The following is a 17,750-nucleotide window of genomic DNA, read 5'->3' as shown; positions in this document are numbered from 1 at the left end:
AGGGTCATTCTTTACGGAATGGCCCTTTTGTTTTTATGGCCTGCCATCCCTGGCGGCCACCCTGCTGGCCGTTGCTGCGCAACGTTAAAAATCGCTCCAGGCGATTTTTTATGGCCTGCCATCCTTGGCAGCCACCCTGCGGGCCGTCGCTACGCGACGTTAAAAATTGCTCCAGGCAATTTTTTCCATCCTCTTAAAACTTTTTTCTTGCCGCCCGATTAATGGTCGTATTCAGCGCTTGCCTAAATATATTATGAGCATAATATTACGCATGTAATATTTGTGGAGGCGAGCATGAGCGACAAGAAAGCGCAAACCCGTGAACGCATTATGGCTGCAGCCGGTACTGCGCTACTGCAGCGCGGTCCGGCTGATCCCAGTGTTGGTGAGGTGATGGGGGCGGCCGGCCTGACCGTCGGCGGTTTCTATGCCCATTTCGAGAGCAAGGACGCGCTGATGCTGGAGGTGTTTGAGCAGATGCTCTGTCAGCGCCGCGAGTTGCTCGGGGCGTTGGATCAGGAGTTGCCGGCGGATCAGCGACGGGTTCTGGCAGCCGCCTTCTACCTGTCGCGCAAGCACCGCGATGCCTGCGATCAGGGCTGCCCGCTGCCCAGTACGCTGGGCGAGCTGAACCGCTTGCCGGAGGGTTTTCGCCAGGCGTTGGCACAGCACCTGGAGCTGATGACGGCGCAATTGTCGGCCAGTCCCGAGGAGGCCGACAAGGTGCTGGCCGATATCGCATTGATGGTCGGGGGGCTGGCGCTGGCGCGGGCGCTGGGTCCCTGTGAGTTGTCTGACCGCGTCTTGCGTGCCGCCAAGTCGGCAATCCTGTGAGGAGAACGGCAATGAGCAATATAGGCTGGATTCGTGGCTTCAACGCGTCTGTGGGGCTGCTGGCCCCCCGTGCGCTGGCCAGCAAGCTGCATCGTGAATTTATAACGCCGCGCGAGTCGTTACCGCGGGACTGGGAGTTGCCGCTGCTGAGTCGAGCCGAGCGCATCACCCTGCGTTTCGGCCTGTCGGCCTTGCGTTGGGGCAGTGGTCCTACCGTCTTGCTGATGCATGGCTGGGAAGGGCGGCCTACCCAGTTCGCCGGCTTGATTGGCGCGCTGGTCGAGGCCGGCTATGGCGTGGTGGCGCTGGATGGCCCGGCCCACGGCCGTTCGCCTGGGCAGGAAGCCACGGTGGTGCAGTTTGCCCATGCGCTGCTGGAGGCGGCCAACGAGTTGCCGCCGCTCAAGGCGGTGGTCGGCCACTCCATGGGCGGGGCCAGCATGCTGCTGGCGACCCAGATGGGCTTGCGCGCCGAAGCGCTGGTGAGCATTGCCGCGCCGAGCCGGATTCTCGCCATGCTGCGCCGTTTCGCCCGCTATATGGGCATGCCGGCGCACGCGGGGGCGCATTTCGTGCGTCTGATCGAGGAGAAGGCCGGTATGCCTGCGAGCAAGCTGGATGTGGCGCAATACCAGCTGGATATCCCGGGCCTGATCGTGCACGCCGCGGATGACCCGGTGGTGCCTTTCGGCGAGGCCGAGGCCATCCAGCAGGCCTGGTTCGACAGCCGTCTACTGCGTCTGGAGACGGGTGGACACCAGCGAGTATTGGCCGACCCGCGTCTGCACGAGGCGGTGGTGCAGCTGCTGGGGACTGTCCGTCATACCTCGTCGAGCGCGCTGGCTTCGTAGCGCTCCACCCGGTTGCGCCCGGCGGCTTTGGCGCGATACAGGGCCTGGTCGGCGCGGCGCAGCAGTTGTTCGCTGTTGCTGTCGGCGTGCGGGACCAGCGCATAGACGCCGATGCTCAGGCTCAGTGCGATGCTGGCCCCCTCATGTTGGCAGGGGTGGTTGGCCAGGTCGGCGCGCAGTTGTTCGGCCAGTTCGGTCGCGCCGGCCAGGTCGGTGTCGCTCAGTACCGCGGCAAACTCTTCGCCGCCGAAGCGCGCCAGCAGGTCATTGTTGCGCATGCGCTGCAGCATGCGCTGGGCGGCGTGGTGCAGGCAGGCATCGCCGGCCAGGTGGCCGTGCTCGTCGTTGACCCGCTTGAAGTAGTCCAGGTCCATCATCAGGATCGCCATCGGTTGGTGCGAACGCTTGGCCTGGGCCAGGGTTCGCGCCAGTTCTTCGTTGAGCACCTGGCGGTTGTACAGGCCGGTCAGGCTGTCATGGCGGCTGAGTTCGGCCAGGCGCTGGTTGGCCGCGGAAAGCTCGTGCAGCGCCTGCTGCAGCGAGGCGGTACGTTGTTCTACGCGCAGTTCAAGCCCCTCGCTGATCTGTTTCTGCAGGCCGAGGCTTTTCGCCTGCTCCGCACGCAGTTGCTGCTCATGGCTGAGCAAGCGGGCCTGGGCCAGCTGCTCGGCACGTTGGGCCTGGCGGATGCGCGTGCCCAGGGCGATGGAAAAGATCAGCAGTTCGAGCAGGCCGCCGATCTGCTGGGCGTGCAGGGTCAGCAGGGAGTTGGCGATCACCCCGGTGCCGCTGAGGATGCTGGACAGGCTGGCGCAGATCAGCATGGACCAGCCCAGGGCAAACAGCTTGGCCGGCTGGTAGCCGGCACGCCAGCGCAGCAGGGTGAAGGCGAAAGCCATCAGCGCGCAGATCACCAACAGCACGAAGCTGGCGATCAGTGCCACGCTGTAGGGGGCGGTCAGCGCCAGGGCGATCACCGCCAGGCTGCCGGCCAGCAAGGCCTGAGTGATGCGGGTATAGCGCGCGGGGCAGCTCTTGAGGTCGAGCACGCCATAGGTAAAGAAAATGCCGAACAGGGTGGCGAGGGCGGAACTGAGTGGGAAGCTCAGCTGCTGCCAGCCAAGCGCCTGGGGCCACAGCCACTGGAAGGCAAAGCCCAGCTGAATGAACTGATAGAGGCTGAAACTGCCGACAAACAGGCTGTACCAGAGGTAGTTGCGGTCGCGGGTGATGACGAAGATCGACAGGTTGTAGATCAGCATCACCAGCAAGGCTCCGAAGAACAGGCCCTGCAGCAGCAACATCGATTGTTCGTGGCGGTTGAAGCTGGCCGCGGTCATCAGGCTGGCGCTGAGGTTGGCCGAGCCTTCGGTCTGCATGCGCAGGAACAGTTCGCGCTGCTCGCCGGCGGCCAGGTGCAGGGGCAGGACGAACTGGCGGTGCTCGATCCAGCGCTGCGGGAAGGGGCGCTGATCGCCGGCCTGGTACACCCGCTCGCCATCCAGGCCGTACGCATCCAGGTAGTCCAGCAACGGGTTGCCGATCAGCAGTACCCAGTCCATGGCCTGGGTTTCGGGGTTGTGCAGCCTAAGGCGCAGCCAGTAGGCCTGGCCTCCATAGCCGAAGCTGGCATCGCGCCTGGTGACCGCCTGCCAGGCCGAGTCGGGGAGGTTGCGCACGGCGGTTATCTGCGTCTGACCCTCGGGGTCCTGCCATACGTGCATAAAGGGGCCCGGTAGCACGGGCTGTTCGCTCGCCGGCAAGGACAGCAGAGCCGTGTGGCCCGTCAGGGGGAGTAGCAACAGTAGGCACAGACGTAACAGGGCGATCAAATGCAAGTTACTCGCTGTGGTAGGAGCAGGTTGTTCGGCAAGGACGTATTATGCTGCTCCCTTATGCCTTGCCGATAGCTTAGTGTCAGTGTTCGCGCAGGCCAATGCCCTGAGTCAAGTTAACGGATAGTTGATCGCAAGCGCTGGCCGGCTGCTCTTGTGGGGCTCGCGGACGGCCTGAGTACGCTGTTTTTACCCGGCCAGCCCAAGGGCTGGCGCAACCTGCGTGTTGAGCGCAAACATGGAGCCATAGCCATGAGTTGGGATCTTGCCGATCCATTTGTTATCGATATCGATGTCGTGGCCGAGGACATCGACGGTCTCGGCCATGCCAACAATGCGGTCTATGTCAGCTGGCTGGAGCGCTGCGCCTGGCGGCATTCGCAATACCTGGGGCTGGATCTGGCCGAGTATCGTCGTCTCGATCGGGCCATGGCGGTGCTGCGCCATGAGATCGACTACCTGGCCAGTGCCTATGAAGGCCAGGCGTTGCAGATGGCCACCTGGATCGTCGAGTCCGACCAGCGCCTGAAGATGGATCGGCGCTTTCAGCTGCTGCGTCCGGAGGATGGCGTCACCCTGCTGCGGGCCAAGACCACCTTCGTCTGCATCGAGCTGTCCAGCGGCAAGCCCAAGCGGATGCCGGCGGAGTTCGTGGAGGGGTACGGGCGAGCCTTGCAGCCGCCGTTTCCACTGGAGTTGTAGCGGCGGGGGTCATTCCAGCTGCGGGGCGAGGAACAGGGCGTCGTTGTCGAACATCAGCTGGTAATGCCGGGTCTCGCCGGGTTCGAGCAGCACCGACTGGCCGCTGGCCAGGCCGCCCGCATCGCAGTTGTCGGTGGGCAGCAGCTGGGCCCTGAGGTAGAGGGTGCCGGGTGCGACCTCCAGGTCGGTGGATTCGCCGGCCGGTAGTTGCGCCACCTGCTTTTCTTCCAGCAGCAACTCCACGTTGCAGTTTGCGGGCACCTTGGCGTCACGGCTGATAATCAGCTGGGCGGGCTGCTTTTGGCGCGCTTGCGCCTCGGCGTCGGTCGGTTCGGCGGCATGGCTCAGGCCCATGCCGAGGAAGAGGCTACTAAGCAGTATCAGGTGACGCATCATGTTCTCCAGGGTGTTTGGCTCTCTTCGAAGTGGACTCCCTGAGCGTTGCGGTGTTCCATCCGGTTTGTCCGCAGTCGTTGTCCGGGCGGTTCATTCCGGGCGATGCGCCGCGTACACTAGCGCTCGCCCAAGGCCCCGGCCAGTTAGGTCCTATCACGCGCAGGCTCCCCGAGGGCCGCGTATTCCTGAGAGTTGATTTATGCAAATCGCCCTGGCCCCGATGGAGGGGTTGGTCGACGAGATCCTTCGCGATGTGCTGACCCGGATGGGCGGCATCGACTGGTGTGTGACCGAGTTTATCCGCGTGACCGAGCGGGTATTGCCGGCCAGCACCTATGAAAAGCTGGCTCCCGAGCTCTTCAGTGGTGCACAGACGGCCGCTGGTACGCCGCTGCGGGTGCAGTTTCTCGGCTCCGACCCGCTTTGCCTGGCCGATAATGCGGCGTTCGCCTGCACCCTGGGGGCTCCGGTGATCGACCTGAATTTCGGCTGCCCGGCCAAGACGGTGAACAAGTCCCGGGGTGGTGCGGTGTTGCTCAAGGAGCCGGAGCTGCTGCATGCCATCGTTCGCGAGGTGCGTCGCACGGTCCCCGCGCATATTCCGCTGACCGCCAAGATGCGCCTGGGTTTCGAGCACAAGGACGATGCCCTGGAGTGCGCCCAGGCCCTGGCCGAAGGCGGTGCGGCGCAGATCGTGGTGCACGCGCGGACCAAGGTCGAGGGCTACAAGCCGCCGGCGCACTGGGAGTGGGTGGCGCGGGTGCAGGAAGCGGTCAAGGTGCCGGTGTTCGCCAATGGCGAGATCTGGAGCCTGGATGACTGGCGGCGCTGCCGCGAGGTCAGCGGGGTCGAGGACATCATGCTCGGCCGCGGCCTGGTGGCGCGCCCGGACCTGGCTCGGCAGATTGCCGCCGCCAAGGCAGGGCAGGCCGTGGAGGCCATGCGCTGGGCCGAACTGCAACCCCTGCTCGCCGATTTCTGGCTGCAGGCGCGGCGCAAGATTTCCCCACGCTATGCGCCGGGGCGACTCAAGCAGTGGCTGGCGATGCTGACCCGCAGCTACCCGGAGGCCACCGAGCTGTTCAGCCTGCTGCGCCGTGAGAACGACTGCCTGCGTATCGATGCCTTGCTCGGCATTGACTTTCTCGAACCCGGGCACGCCGAAAAGGCCAGCGCCTGAGCGTTTCCCCTCAGAACCTGTTTACGATCTCGCGGGCTAGAGTCATGCAAGGCGCTACGTTAGTAACAGCCTTCGGCTGGTCAAAACGGCGAGAAACGTAGCGTAGCGCAGTAACAGCCGTAGGCTGGCCCGCAGGGTGAGCGCAGCGAATCAAGCGGAGTGTACGAGCTTAAAGCATTACTCGCTTCGCTCGCCCTTCGGGCCGCGCTGAAGCGCGTTAGCCGCAAGCGACTTGCCGAGCCTGTTTTTAACGCAGCAGGGCCGACGCGCAGCAGATCGTAAATAGGTTCTCAGCGCCCGCCGCTGACATCCAGCAAGGCCCCGCTGGTATAGGACGCCTGCTCGCTGGCCAGCCAGAGAATCGCTTCGGCCACTTCCTCGGCCAGACCGCCACGGCCCATGGGTACGCTTTGGCTGACCCGGGCGACCCGTGCCGGTTCGCCGCCGCTGGCGTGGATCTCGGTGTCGATCACCCCGGGGCGCACGGCGTTGACCCTGATCCCTTCGGCGGCGACTTCCTTGGCCAGGCCCAGGGTCATGCTGTCGATCGCGCCCTTGGCGGCGGCATAGTCGATATATTCGCCCGGCGCGCCGAGGCGGGCGGCCGCCGATGACAGGTTGACGATGCTGCCTCCCTGTCCGCCGTGGGCGCTGGACATGCGCTTGATCGCCTCGCGGGCGCAGAGAAAGCTGCCGAATACATTGGTGGCTAACACCCGCTGCCAGCGGCCGAGGTCCATCTGCTCCAGGCACATCTGCGTCTCCAGCATGCCGGCGTTGTTGACCAGCGCGTCGAGGCGACCGAAGTGGCGGTCGAGCTGGGCGAACAGCTGCAGAACCTGGCGTTCATCTGCCACGTCCGCCTGTACTGCGATGGCCTGCCCGCCGCCCTGGATGATCTCGGCAACCAGGGCATCCGCCGCGGCCTGTTGCTGGTGATAGTTGAGGCACAGGGCATAACCCCGAGCGGCGGCGAGCCGGGCGGTGGCTGCGCCTATGCCGCGGCTGGCACCGGTAATCAGCATGACCTGGGGCATGGGGCTACTCCCTGACGGAAATTTGCTCTGGGGCTTGAAATCGTTCCAGGCGTCCACATTTTCACTAGTGCGGGATGCCGAAATCGGGTCTCGCTATTTTCGACTCGCTGAATATCAGGAGATTAATCCCATGAGCACTGCATTTTCCATGACCCCGCTGTTCCGTCAGTCCGTCGGTTTCGACCGTTTCAATGATCTGTTCGAGTCGGCCATGCGCAATGAGGCCGGTAGCAGCTATCCACCCTACAACGTCGAGAAGTATGCCGACGATCAATACCGCATCGTGGTGGCGGCCGCCGGCTTCCAGGAAGACGATCTGGAACTGCAGGTCGAGCGCGGTGTGCTGACCGTAAGCGGCGGCAAGCGCGACGCCAGCGCCGAGAACGTCACCTACCTGTACCAGGGCATCGCCCAGCGCGCGTTCAAGCTGTCGTTCCGCCTGGCCGATCATATCGAGGTCAAGGCGGCCAATCTGATCAACGGCCTGTTGAATATCGATCTGGTGCGCATCGTGCCGGAGGAGGCCAAAGCCAAACGCATCCCCATCAGTGCGGAGCGTAGCGTGCTGCAGCGTTAACTGTGCGTCGTTAAGTGATAAACAAGGGCTCCTAGGGAGCCCTTGTTGTTTGTCCTGGGCCGGGCTGAAGGTTTTCCTCCAGCAGGTTGCGGAACTGCGCCAGGGGCACCGGTCTGCTGAACAGGTAGCCCTGGTAGTGGTGGCAACCCTGCTGCTGGAGGAAGTCCAGCTGATCGCGCTGTTCGACCCCCTCGGCAATCATCGCCAGGCCCAGGCTGCGGGCCATGGCGACGATGGCGCGGATGATCTCCGCATCGTTGACGTCGAGGGTGGCGTCGCGCACGAACGACTGGTCGATCTTCAGTACGTCAACCGGCAGGCGCTTGAGGTAGGTCAGCGAGCTGTAGCCGGTGCCGAAATCGTCCATGGCGAAGCTGACGCCGACGCGTTTGAGGCGGTTCATCTTGGCGATGGTGTCGTCGATATTCTGGATCACGATGCCTTCGGTGATTTCCAGCTTGAGCATGCCGGCGGGCAGTTTGCTGGCGGCCAGGCTGCTTTCCACGCGCTCGACGAAATCGTTCTGGCGGAACTGCCGTGGGCTGATATTCACACACAGGCTGAACTGGCTGGCGTCGACCAGGCCGTCCTTGAGCAGCTGGGCGCAGGCGTGGCAGGCTTCGGCCAGGACCCAGCCACCGACTTCGAGAATCAGCCCGCTTTCTTCCAGCACATGGATAAACAGGGCTGGCGACTGTGCCCCCAGGGTCGGGTGACACCAGCGCAGCAGGGCTTCGGCTCCGATAATCTGGTTGTTGCGGGCGTCGACCTGAGGCTGGAAATGCAGCTCGAACTCGCCGCGGGCCAGGGCCAGGCGCAGATCGTTCTCCAGGCGCAGGCGCTCGCTGGCGGCCTTCTGCATGGTGTTGCGAAACAGCTGGATGCAGTTGCGCCCCGAATCCTTGGCGCGGTACAGGGCAATATCGGCGCGCTTGAGCAGGTCCGCCGGGGTGTCGCCGTGGTCGGGAATCAGGGCGATGCCGATGCTGGGGGTGACCTGCAGTCTGTGGCCATCCAGCAGCATGGGTTCGGCCAGCAGCTGGCGCAGTTTCTCCGCCACCCCGCGGGCCTGGCGTACCACGGTCGAGCGCTTGCCTTCGAGGCCGGAGAGCAGCACCACAAACTCGTCGCCGCCCAGGCGCGCCACCGTGTCCTCCTGGCGCACGCTGGCTTCCAGGCGGGCGGTGACCAGCTTGAGCACTGCGTCGCCGACCGGGTGGCCGAGCGAATCGTTGATGTGCTTGAAGTGGTCCAGATCGAGAAACAGCAACGCGCCGCGCAGTTCATGGCGCTTGAGCAGAGCGATCTGCTGGGTCAGGCGATCGAGCAGCAGGGCGCGATTGGGCAGGTTGGTCAGCGAGTCGTGGTAGGCCAGGTGCTGCACCTGGGCCTGGGCATGCTTGAGTTCGCTGATATCGCGGGCGGTCAGCAGCAGGCAGGGCGTGGCGTTCAGTTCGATCGGCTCGACCGAGACTTCGACCAGCTTGACCGTGCCGTCGCGGTGCCGGCCGTGCATTTCCATATGGTAGACGTGACCGTCCTGCAGAAGCCGTTGCACCATCTGCACCCGCTCCTGCGGATCGGCCCAGACGCTGAGTTCGCCGGCGCTGCGGCCGATCACTTCCTCGGCCTGGTAGCCGGTCAGGCGGCTGAAACCCTGGTTGACCTCGATATAGCGGCCCGTATCGCGCTCGGTGATGGTGATGGCGTCGGGGCTGGAGTGGAAGGCCTTGGCGAATTTCTCCTGGCTGCCCTTGAGTGCGGCTTCGGCCTGTTGGCGCGCGCTGATGTCGCGAAATGAGGTGAGGATGCAGGTCTGGCTGCCGATTTCGATCGGCCGGGTCGAGACCACGCAGGTGAGCTTGCGGCCTTGCCGGTCGAGAAAGTCGGCGACCTCGTTATCCAGTTTCTGCTGCTGGTAGAACTTTACGAAGAGTGCGGCACGCACCTCTACATCGGCCCAGAAATTGAGCTCCAGCATGGTGCGCCCGACCGCTTGCTCGGGCTGCCAGCCGAACACCTGGGTGAAGCTGGGGTTGATTTCCAGTACGCGGCCGTCGGGTATCGTGGTCAGGGCAATGGGGTCGGGGCTGGCCTGGAACAGGGTGGCGAATTTTTCCTCGGAGGCGGCCAGGCGCTGCTCGCGGCGGACCCGTTCGCTGATGTCGATCAGGATGCCGGCCATGCGCTCGGGTTTGCCCTGGGCGTCGCGATAGAGTTTGGCGGTGCTCTCCAGGTAGTGCACCTCCTGGTTGGCGTAGATGGCGCGGTAGGTCACCTGGTAGTCCTGGCTGCTGCCTTCGGCCAGGCGCTTGTAGTGGTCGCGCATGGCACGGCGGTCTTCCAGGGGGACGAAGCTGAAGAACTTGCGAAAGTCGTCATGGAAGGGCGCTTCCGCCAGGCCGTGGAGCTTCGCGGCGCGCACCGAGCCAAACAGCATATTGCTGGGGATATGCCAGTCCCAGGTGCCCAGGTCGGCAGACTCCAGGGCCAGGTTCAGGCGTTCCTGGCTGTCTTGCAGCGCCTGTTCCTGTCTGCGCTGTTCGGTGATGTCGCGCAGCGACAGGACCAGGCAGGTGCAACCGTCCAGCTGCATCGCGCCGCCGAACAGGAGGTTGCGGCGCAGGCTGCCGTCGCGGTGGTAGAGGCTGACTTCGAGGCCGTTGAGGGCATTGTTCTCGATGGCTTCGAGCATCCGCAAGCGATCGCCGGGTTGCGCCCAGATGCCCAGCTCCAGCGAGGTGCGACCCAGGGTTTCCTGACTGCTCCAGCCAAACTGGCGCTCGAAGCCGGCATTGACCGCGATAAAGCACCCGTTGGCCCTGTTGGTGATGACTACGGCGTCCGGGGTGTAATGGAAGGCCTGGGCGAACTTTTCCTCGCTGCTGCGCAGCGCCTGGTCGCGGGCCTGTTGCCCGCTGATATCGCGGATCACCCCCATGACTCGGGGCTTGCCGTCGTCGTCCTGTTGCAGGCTGCCGCTGATCTCCAGCCAGTGCAGGCTGCCGTCGGGCCAGAGAATGCGGTGGCGCAGTGCGTGCGAGCTGGGTTTGCCCTGCAGGAACTGTTCGAAGACTTGCAGCACGTCGGTGCGGTCTTCCTCGGGGATCAGATCGATATAGTCGACCTGTCGTTGCAGCGGCTGTTTGGGGTCCAGGCCGAACAGCGCCTGTGCGCCGCGCGACCAGCTGACCCGGCCGCTCTCGATGTCCCAGTACCAGGTGCCCAGGTTGGCCCCGTTCAAGGCGCGCAGCAGGCGCGGGGCGTCGTTCCAGGTGTTTTCGAATTCGGCGGGATCCAGTGCCGGGATAAAAGGCAGTGGTGGACGACGGTCAGTGGGTGGGGTCACGGCCGACTCTTCCTTTGGGCGATCGGGTGGTGCAACCGTTGTCAGGTCGACATGCTTGGCTCATGCGCGGGCCTTTTTTATCGTTATGGGCCTCACGTTAGCCTCTTGTCTGCAGGCAGTGCAAGGCTGTCGCGCTGGCTGTCGAGCAGGCTCATAAAGGCCCGCGCCGCATTCGACAGGGTGCGTTCGGTGTGGCGGATATAGCCCAGTTGGCGTGACAACTGGATGCCCGGCAGGGGCAGGCGGGTGACCTGGTCGTCGAGCATGGTGCGCGGCAGTACGCTCCAGGCCAGGCCGATGGAAACCATCATCTTGATGGTTTCCAGGTAGTTGGTGCTCATGGCGATGTTCGGCGTCAGCCCCTGGGCTTCGAACAGACGCCGCACGATATGGTGGGTAAAGGTGTTGCCGCCGGGAAAGACTGCCGGATGGTGGGCCACATCGGCCAGGCTGATCGCGTTGCTGCGTGCCAGCGGGTGTTCGGGGGCGGCGACGAAATCCAGCGGGTCGTCCCACACCGCGACTGCGTGCACCGGTTCGCGGGTTTCCGGGGCCAGGGTGATCACCGCCAATTCGGCGCGGCCATGCAGCACCTCTTCATAAGCCACTTCGGAGTCGAGAAACTGGATATCCAGCGCCACCTGCGGGTGCGCGCGGGTAAAGGCGCGCAGCAGCGGCGGCAGGCGGTGCAGGCCGATATGATGGCTGGTGGCCAGGGTTAGGCGACCGCTGATCTCGCCATTGAGGTTGGTCAGGGCGCGGCGCGTATCATCCAGTACATTGAGAATCTGGTAAGCCCGCGGCAGCAGGGCGCGGCCGGCCTCGGTCAGGCTGACTTCGCGGCCCAGTCGGTCGAACAGGCGCACATCGAGCTGCAGTTCCAGGCTGGCGATGCGCTTGCTCACCGCCGGCTGGGTCAGGTGCAGGCGCTCGGCCGCTTCCGAGAAGCTGCCCAGCTCGGCGATGGCGATAAAGGCGTTGAGGGTGGCGAGGTCCATAACGCAATAGCTCCAGGTGGTAAGTCATAAGTTGCAAGAGGAAGGCTGCGGGTCCTTGCTTGCAGCTTGAGGCTTGCAGACTAGCGCTATTCCTGCAAGGAATCCTTTGAATAAAAAATATGAATTTGAGTAATTCGACGGCAGCCCATAGGATTGCCCCATAAGCCAGAGGGCCATTCGCCCCGGGCATAGTACGGGCACCTCCAAAAACGTAGGCGAGGCAGCCAGCGCAAGGCAAAAACAGGCGAAAAAGCGGAGTTTACGAGTTGTAAATGAGCATTTTGAGCCTGTTTTTAACGCAGCGATGGCAACGCAGGTAGTTTTTAGAGGTGCCCGAAAGACGCTGATGAGGAACACGCTGATGGCCGGCAAAACGCTCTACGACAAGCTCTGGGACATGCACGAGGTGAAGCGCCGCGACGATGGTTCGTCGCTGATCTATATCGACCGGCATATCCTCCACGAAGTGACCTCGCCCCAGGCCTTCGAAGGGCTGCGTCTGGCTGGGCGCAAGCCGTGGCGCATCGATGCCAACATCGCCACCCCGGATCATAATGTGCCGACCACCAAGGCCGAGCGCCAGGGCGGTCTGGAGTCCATCGCCGATGAAGTCTCGCGCATTCAGGTGCAGACCCTGGACGAGAACTGCGACGACTTCGGCATCCTCGAATTCAAGATGAACGACCTGCGTCAGGGCATCGTCCACGTGGTCGGCCCGGAGCAGGGTGCGACCCTGCCGGGCATGACCGTGGTCTGCGGTGATTCGCACACCTCCACCCATGGCGCATTCGGCGCGCTGGCTCACGGCATCGGCACCTCCGAGGTCGAACATGTGCTGGCGACCCAGTGCCTGGTGGCGAAGAAGATGAAGAACATGCAGGTGCGGGTGGAGGGCAAGTTGCCCTTCGGCGTCACCGCCAAGGACATCGTGCTTGCGGTAATCGGCACGATCGGCACCGCCGGCGGTAATGGCCATGCCCTGGAATTCGCCGGCAGCGCAATCCGCGAGCTGTCGCTGGAAGGGCGCATGACCATCTGCAATATGTCCATCGAGGCCGGTGCTCGCGTCGGCCTGGTGGCGGTGGACCAGAAGACCATCGATTACGTCGAAGGCCGACCGTTCGCCCCCAAGGGTGCCGATTGGGACGCCGCCGTGGCGCAGTGGCAGGACCTGGTGTCCGATGCCGATGCGGTATTCGACACCGTGGTCGAGTTGCGTGCCGAAGATATCAAGCCGCAGGTCAGCTGGGGTACGTCCCCGGAAATGGTGCTGGCGGTGGATCAGCAGGTGCCGGACCCGGCCGCCGAGAGCGACCCGGTGAAGAAGGACTCGATCACCCGCGCCCTGAAATATATGGGCCTGAGCGCCAACCAGGCGATCACCGATATCCAGCTGGACCGCGTGTTTATCGGCTCCTGCACCAACTCGCGGATCGAGGACCTGCGCGCCGCAGCTGAGGTGGCCAAGGGCCGCAAGGTCGCCGCAACCATCAAGCAGGCCATGGTGGTGCCGGGTTCCGGTCTGGTCAAAGCCCAGGCGGAAAAGGAAGGACTGGACCAGATCTTTATCGACGCCGGTTTCGAATGGCGCGAGCCGGGCTGCTCCATGTGCCTGGCGATGAACCCGGACAAACTCGGCAGCGGCGAGCACTGCGCCTCTACCTCCAATCGCAACTTCGAAGGCCGTCAGGGGGCCGGTGGGCGTACCCATCTGGTCAGCCCGGCCATGGCGGCGGCGGCGGCGGTGACCGGCCACTTTATCGATGTGCGCGAATTGATCCAGGCCTGAGGACTCGACCATGAAAGCTTTTACCCAACATACCGGCCTGGTCGCTCCATTGGATCGCGCCAACGTCGACACCGACCAGATCATCCCCAAGCAGTTCCTCAAGTCGATCAAGCGCACGGGCTTTGGCCCGAACCTGTTCGATGAGTGGCGTTACCACGATGTCGGTCAGCCCAATCAGGACAACTCCCAGCGTCCGGTGAATCAGGCGTTCGTGCTCAATTTTCCGCGCTATCAGGGTGCCAGCGTGCTGCTGGCGCGGGAGAACTTCGGTTGCGGCTCGAGCCGCGAGCACGCGCCCTGGGCGCTGGAAGAGTACGGTTTTCGCGCCATCATCGCGCCGAGCTTTGCCGATATCTTCTTCAACAACAGCTTCAAGAACGGTTTGTTGCCGATCATCCTCAAGGAGGATGAGGTCGATGCGCTGTTCCAGCAGGCCGAGGCCCATGAGGGTTATCAGCTGACCGTCGACCTGGCCGCGCAGACCGTGACCCGTCCGGATGGCGTGCAGTACCGCTTCGAAGTCGATGCCTTCCGCAAGCATTGCCTGCTCAACGGTCTGGACGATATCGGCCTGACCCTGCAGGACAGCGACGCGATCAAGGCCTTCGAGGTCGGTTATCAGCAGCGCAGCCCCTGGCTGTTCGGCGCAATCAAATAAGCGAGGGTGGGCGGGGCCGCCCAGGCCGCGCGCACCGGTTAGACGGATAAATGGTGCGCGCGGCGCACCCCATGGCGTATTGAGGGCAAGATGAGCAAGCAGATTCTGATTCTCCCAGGCGACGGTATCGGCCCGGAAATCATGGCCGAGGCGGTCAAGGTGCTGGAACTGGTCAGCGACAAGTACAGCCTGGGTTTCGAGCTGAGCTTCGACGAACTGGGCGGCGCTGCCTACGACAAGTACGGCGTACCCCTGGCCGACGAAACCCTGGAGCGTGCCCGCGCCGCCGACGCCATTCTGCTCGGTGCCGTCGGTGGGCCGAAGTGGGACACGATCGACCCGGCGCTGCGCCCGGAGCGCGGCCTGCTGAAGATCCGTTCGCAGCTGGGCCTATTCGCCAATCTGCGTCCGGCCATTCTCTATCCGCAACTGGCCGATGCTTCTTCGCTGAAACCGGAAGTGGTAGCGGGGCTGGATATCCTCATCGTGCGTGAGTTGACCGGCGGCATCTATTTCGGCCAGCCGCGCGAGAGCAAGGTGCTGGAGAACGGCGAGCGCATGGCTTACGACACCCTGCCGTACAGCGAGAGTGAAATCCGCCGTATCGCCCGGGTCGGCTTCGACATGGCCCGTGTGCGTGGCAACAAGCTCTGCTCGGTGGACAAGGCCAACGTGCTGGCCTCCAGCCAGCTGTGGCGCACCGTGGTCGAAGAAGTGGCCAAGGACTATCCGGATGTCGAGCTCAGCCATATGTACGTCGATAACGCCGCCATGCAGCTGGTGCGTGCGCCCAAGCAGTTCGACGTGATGGTCACCGACAACATGTTCGGCGACATTCTGTCGGACGAGGCCTCCATGCTCACCGGCTCCATCGGCATGCTGCCGTCGGCGTCTCTGGATGCCAACAACAAGGGCATGTACGAGCCGTGCCACGGCAGCGCACCGGATATCGCCGGGCAGGGCATTGCCAATCCGTTGGCGACCATCCTCTCGGTGTCGATGATGCTGCGTTACAGTTTCAATCAGAGCGCGGCGGCCGATGCCATCGAGCAGGCGGTCAGCCTGGTGCTGGATCAGGGCCTGCGCACTGGCGATATTCTCTCTGCCGGTACGACCAAGGTCGGTACGGCGGCAATGGGCGATGCGGTGGTTTCCGCGCTGCGCAGTCTGTAATCTTCTCTGCTCGCCGGAGCAAACTCCGGCGGTCTGCTTGTTTATAAAGGTGCAGTGGCTATGAAACGTGTAGGTCTGATCGGTTGGCGTGGCATGGTGGGTTCCGTGCTGATGCAGCGCATGCTGGAAGAGCAGGATTTCGACTTGATCGAACCGGTGTTCTTCACCACTTCCAATGTCGGTGGTCAGGGTCCGGCGATTGGCAAGGAGATTGCCCCGCTGAAGGACGCCTACAGCATCGAGGAGCTGAAAGGTCTCGACGTGATCCTCACCTGTCAGGGCGGTGACTACACCAACGAAGTCTTTCCCAAGCTGCGCGAAGCCGGCTGGCAGGGCTATTGGATCGATGCCGCCTCCTCGCTGCGCATGGATGACAGCTCGGTGATTGTGCTCGACCCGGTCAACCGCAGGGTGATCGACCAGCAGCTGGATGCCGGGACCAAGAACTATATCGGCGGCAACTGCACCGTCAGCCTGATGCTGATGGCCCTGGGCGGCCTCTACGAAGCCGGTCTGGTCGAGTGGATGAGTGCCATGACCTATCAGGCGGCATCCGGTGCCGGCGCGCAGAACATGCGCGAGCTGATCAAGCAGATGGGTGCGATCAATGCCTCGGTGGCCGATGAACTGGCCGATCCGGCCAGCGCCATCCTGGATATCGACCGCAAGGTGGCCGACGCCATGCGCGGCGAGTCCTTCCCGGTGGACAACTTCGGCGTGCCCCTGGCCGGCAGCCTTATCCCCTATATCGACAAGGAACTGCCCAACGGCCAGAGCCGCGAAGAGTGGAAGGCTCAGGCCGAGACCAACAAGATCCTTGGCCGCTTCAAGAACCCGATTCCGGTCGATGGTCTGTGCGTGCGCATCGGTGCCATGCGCTGCCATAGCCAGGCGCTGACCATCAAGCTGAACAAGGACGTGCCCATGGCCGATATCGAGGGCTTGATCAGTCAGCACAACCCCTGGGTCAAGCTGGTGCCGAATCAGCGTGAAGCGAGCATCCGCGAACTGGGTCCGACCGCGGTAACCGGCACCCTGAGCGTACCGGTCGGTCGCCTGCGCAAACTCAATATGGGCTCGCAGTACCTCGGCGCGTTCACCGTCGGTGATCAGCTGCTGTGGGGTGCGGCCGAGCCACTGCGGCGCATGCTGCGGATTCTGCTGGAGCGTTGATGCCCTGAGTCTCCTCTGACGAGACTGCTGGGGTGTTAAAGGGGCGGGTTTGTCGGTGATCGAATGAAAGTTCGACCGCCGGCAGGCTCGCTTCTTTGCATTTGGCTGATGCGGTTATACAGTGCTGGGCTTATTTCGCTAGAAGCCTTGCCATGACCCGTAGTTTTGATATCGCAGTGATCGGTGCCACCGGTAGCGTGGGGGAAACCCTGGTGCAGTTGCTCGAAGAGCGCGATTTTCCGGTGGCGAACCTGCATCTGATCGCCAGTGGTGACTCGGCGGGTGGCTCATTGTCCTTCAAGGGCAAGAACCTGCGGGTGCGGAGCCTCGAGTCCTTCGACTTCACGACTGTGCGTCTGGCGTTCTTTGCCGCAGGCGCGGCCGTGACCCTGAAATATGCCGCCCAGGCCAGGGCAGCGGGTTGTGCGGTGATCGATCTGGCGGGCGCGCTGCCCGAGGAGCAGGCTCCGCGGATTGTCCCAGAGGTGAATGGCGGGGTCCTGGCGACGCTGGCGGCCCCCTATCTGCTGGCCAGCCCGAGTGCACCGAGTATCGCCCTGGCCTGCGTTCTGGCGGTTTTGGGCGAGTATCTGAGTCTGCAGCGACTGACTGTTACCGCCTGTCTGGCGGTTTCCAGCCGTGGTCGGGCTGGAGTTTCCGAGCTGGCACGGCAGACCGCCGAGCTGCTCAATGGGCGTGCTTTCGAGCCGCAACTGTTTGATCGGCAGATGGCGTTCAATCTGCTGGGGCAGGTCGATCAGTGCGATGGCGAAGGCCATGGTGCGCTGGAGCGGCGCATGGCGCTCGAGCTGAAAGCCTTGCTGGCTGCGCCGCAGTTGCAGGTGTCGGCCACCTGCATACAGGCACCGGTGTTCTTTGGCGACAGTTTCAGCGTATCGCTGCAGTGCGCCTCGGCAGTCGATCTGCAGACCCTGCGCGATGCCTTGGAAGCCGCGCCGGCTGTGGAGTATGTAGAGTCCGGCGATTATCCGACGGTGGTGGGCGATGCGGTGGGACAGGATGAGGTCTATGTTGGCCGAGTTCGCGCCGGCCTGGACGATCCCTGTGAACTCAATTTGTGGATTGCGTCTGATAATGTAAGAAAAGGCGCTGCCCTGAATGCTGTGCAATTGGCCGAGTTGTTGATAAAACACTATCTGTAAAAGATACTTAGCCGGAAATTTGAAGAAACTTTCGA

Annotated in this window: 15 protein-coding genes; 10 read left to right on the top strand and 5 right to left on the bottom strand. The window is 63.4% G+C overall.

Annotation, left to right across the window (positions count from 1 at the left end; translation table 11 throughout):
* The first annotated feature begins 294 nt into the window (after nt 1-294).
* A complete protein-coding gene (locus tag AACY13_RS17590) occupies nt 295-834 on the top strand; it encodes a TetR/AcrR family transcriptional regulator (RefSeq protein ID WP_339462868.1) in 540 nt (179 codons plus the stop codon).
* A gap of 11 nt (nt 835-845) precedes the next feature.
* Entirely contained in the window at nt 846-1,685 is an 840-nt protein-coding gene (locus AACY13_RS17585) for an alpha/beta fold hydrolase (protein WP_339462867.1), read from the top strand.
* On the opposite strand, the gene AACY13_RS17580 is transcribed toward AACY13_RS17585, so the two are convergent.
* Nucleotides 1,655-3,517: a sensor domain-containing diguanylate cyclase gene (locus AACY13_RS17580; RefSeq protein ID WP_339462866.1), complete on the bottom strand. Its 1,863-nt coding sequence runs from the start codon at nt 3,515-3,517 to the stop codon at nt 1,655-1,657. The two genes, AACY13_RS17585 and AACY13_RS17580, sit on opposite strands and share 31 nt — an antisense overlap.
* A gap of 255 nt (nt 3,518-3,772) precedes the next feature.
* On the opposite strand from AACY13_RS17580, the gene AACY13_RS17575 reads away from it, so the two are divergent.
* Nucleotides 3,773-4,222 (top strand): acyl-CoA thioesterase, encoded by a 450-nt coding sequence (locus AACY13_RS17575; RefSeq protein ID WP_339462865.1) that lies wholly within the window; start codon nt 3,773-3,775, stop codon nt 4,220-4,222.
* 9 nt (nt 4,223-4,231) lie between these two features.
* Here the strand turns inward: AACY13_RS17575 and AACY13_RS17570 are convergent, their stop codons facing one another.
* Nucleotides 4,232-4,615, bottom strand: a complete 384-nt coding sequence (locus AACY13_RS17570; protein WP_339462864.1) for a hypothetical protein — start codon at nt 4,613-4,615, stop codon at nt 4,232-4,234.
* 202 nt (nt 4,616-4,817) lie between these two features.
* Between AACY13_RS17570 and AACY13_RS17565 the strand changes: the two genes are divergently transcribed.
* Nucleotides 4,818-5,798: a tRNA dihydrouridine synthase gene (locus tag AACY13_RS17565; protein ID WP_339462863.1), complete on the top strand. Its 981-nt coding sequence runs from the start codon at nt 4,818-4,820 to the stop codon at nt 5,796-5,798.
* 290 nt (nt 5,799-6,088) lie between these two features.
* Here AACY13_RS17565 and AACY13_RS17560 read toward each other — a convergent pair whose 3' ends face one another.
* Nucleotides 6,089-6,835, bottom strand: coding sequence for an SDR family oxidoreductase (locus AACY13_RS17560; protein WP_339462862.1), 747 nt, complete (start codon nt 6,833-6,835; stop codon nt 6,089-6,091).
* 130 nt (nt 6,836-6,965) lie between these two features.
* On the opposite strand from AACY13_RS17560, the gene AACY13_RS17555 reads away from it, so the two are divergent.
* Nucleotides 6,966-7,412, top strand: a complete 447-nt coding sequence (locus AACY13_RS17555) for an Hsp20 family protein (protein ID WP_339462861.1) — start codon at nt 6,966-6,968, stop codon at nt 7,410-7,412.
* 31 nt (nt 7,413-7,443) lie between these two features.
* On the opposite strand, the gene AACY13_RS17550 is transcribed toward AACY13_RS17555, so the two are convergent.
* Together AACY13_RS17550 and AACY13_RS17545 are read right to left on the bottom strand one after the other, a co-directional pair.
* Nucleotides 7,444-10,761 (bottom strand): PAS domain S-box protein, encoded by a 3,318-nt coding sequence (locus AACY13_RS17550; protein ID WP_339462860.1) that lies wholly within the window; start codon nt 10,759-10,761, stop codon nt 7,444-7,446.
* 92 nt (nt 10,762-10,853) lie between these two features.
* Nucleotides 10,854-11,759, bottom strand: coding sequence for a LysR family transcriptional regulator (locus AACY13_RS17545; RefSeq protein ID WP_339462859.1), 906 nt, complete (start codon nt 11,757-11,759; stop codon nt 10,854-10,856).
* A gap of 361 nt (nt 11,760-12,120) precedes the next feature.
* Between AACY13_RS17545 and leuC the strand changes: the two genes are divergently transcribed.
* From leuC to AACY13_RS17520, 5 genes are all read left to right on the top strand, one after another.
* A complete protein-coding gene (leuC, locus tag AACY13_RS17540) occupies nt 12,121-13,548 on the top strand; it encodes a 3-isopropylmalate dehydratase large subunit (RefSeq protein ID WP_339462858.1) in 1,428 nt (475 codons plus the stop codon).
* 10 nt (nt 13,549-13,558) lie between these two features.
* Nucleotides 13,559-14,206 carry a 3-isopropylmalate dehydratase small subunit gene (gene leuD, locus AACY13_RS17535; protein WP_339462857.1) on the top strand — a complete coding sequence of 216 codons (648 nt, stop codon included), beginning with the start codon at nt 13,559-13,561 and terminating at the stop codon, nt 14,204-14,206.
* Nucleotides 14,207-14,296: 90 nt separating this feature from the next.
* Nucleotides 14,297-15,379, top strand: coding sequence for a 3-isopropylmalate dehydrogenase (leuB, locus tag AACY13_RS17530; protein WP_339462856.1), 1,083 nt, complete (start codon nt 14,297-14,299; stop codon nt 15,377-15,379).
* Between the two features lie 60 nt (nt 15,380-15,439).
* A complete protein-coding gene (gene asd, locus AACY13_RS17525) occupies nt 15,440-16,552 on the top strand; it encodes an aspartate-semialdehyde dehydrogenase (protein WP_339462855.1) in 1,113 nt (370 codons plus the stop codon).
* Nucleotides 16,553-16,704: 152 nt separating this feature from the next.
* A complete protein-coding gene (locus tag AACY13_RS17520) occupies nt 16,705-17,715 on the top strand; it encodes an aspartate-semialdehyde dehydrogenase (protein WP_339462854.1) in 1,011 nt (336 codons plus the stop codon).
* Nucleotides 17,716-17,750 lie beyond the last annotated feature (35 nt).

The organism is Pseudomonas sp. EA_105y_Pfl2_R69 (assembly GCF_963970915.1).
In the GTDB taxonomy this organism is placed as follows: Bacteria; Pseudomonadota; Gammaproteobacteria; order Pseudomonadales; family Pseudomonadaceae; genus Aquipseudomonas.
This window is presented reverse-complemented; position numbering and strand designations above follow the sequence as displayed.

What these genes read in the sequence shown, in the direction of transcription:
- AACY13_RS17590 (WP_339462868.1), top strand. Translation starts at nt 295, where the DNA reads ATGAGCGACAAGAAAGCGCAAACCCGTGAACGCATTATGGCTGCAGCC.
- AACY13_RS17585 (WP_339462867.1), top strand. Translation starts at nt 846, where the DNA reads ATGAGCAATATAGGCTGGATTCGTGGCTTCAACGCGTCTGTGGGGCTG.
- AACY13_RS17575 (WP_339462865.1), top strand. Translation starts at nt 3,773, where the DNA reads ATGAGTTGGGATCTTGCCGATCCATTTGTTATCGATATCGATGTCGTG.
- AACY13_RS17570 (WP_339462864.1), bottom strand. Translation starts at nt 4,615, where the DNA reads ATGCGTCACCTGATACTGCTTAGTAGCCTCTTCCTCGGCATGGGCCTG.
- AACY13_RS17565 (WP_339462863.1), top strand. Translation starts at nt 4,818, where the DNA reads ATGCAAATCGCCCTGGCCCCGATGGAGGGGTTGGTCGACGAGATCCTT.
- AACY13_RS17560 (WP_339462862.1), bottom strand. Translation starts at nt 6,835, where the DNA reads ATGCCCCAGGTCATGCTGATTACCGGTGCCAGCCGCGGCATAGGCGCA.
- AACY13_RS17555 (WP_339462861.1), top strand. Translation starts at nt 6,966, where the DNA reads ATGAGCACTGCATTTTCCATGACCCCGCTGTTCCGTCAGTCCGTCGGT.
- AACY13_RS17545 (WP_339462859.1), bottom strand. Translation starts at nt 11,759, where the DNA reads ATGGACCTCGCCACCCTCAACGCCTTTATCGCCATCGCCGAGCTGGGC.
- leuC (WP_339462858.1), top strand. Translation starts at nt 12,121, where the DNA reads ATGGCCGGCAAAACGCTCTACGACAAGCTCTGGGACATGCACGAGGTG.
- leuD (WP_339462857.1), top strand. Translation starts at nt 13,559, where the DNA reads ATGAAAGCTTTTACCCAACATACCGGCCTGGTCGCTCCATTGGATCGC.
- leuB (WP_339462856.1), top strand. Translation starts at nt 14,297, where the DNA reads ATGAGCAAGCAGATTCTGATTCTCCCAGGCGACGGTATCGGCCCGGAA.
- asd (WP_339462855.1), top strand. Translation starts at nt 15,440, where the DNA reads ATGAAACGTGTAGGTCTGATCGGTTGGCGTGGCATGGTGGGTTCCGTG.
- AACY13_RS17520 (WP_339462854.1), top strand. Translation starts at nt 16,705, where the DNA reads ATGACCCGTAGTTTTGATATCGCAGTGATCGGTGCCACCGGTAGCGTG.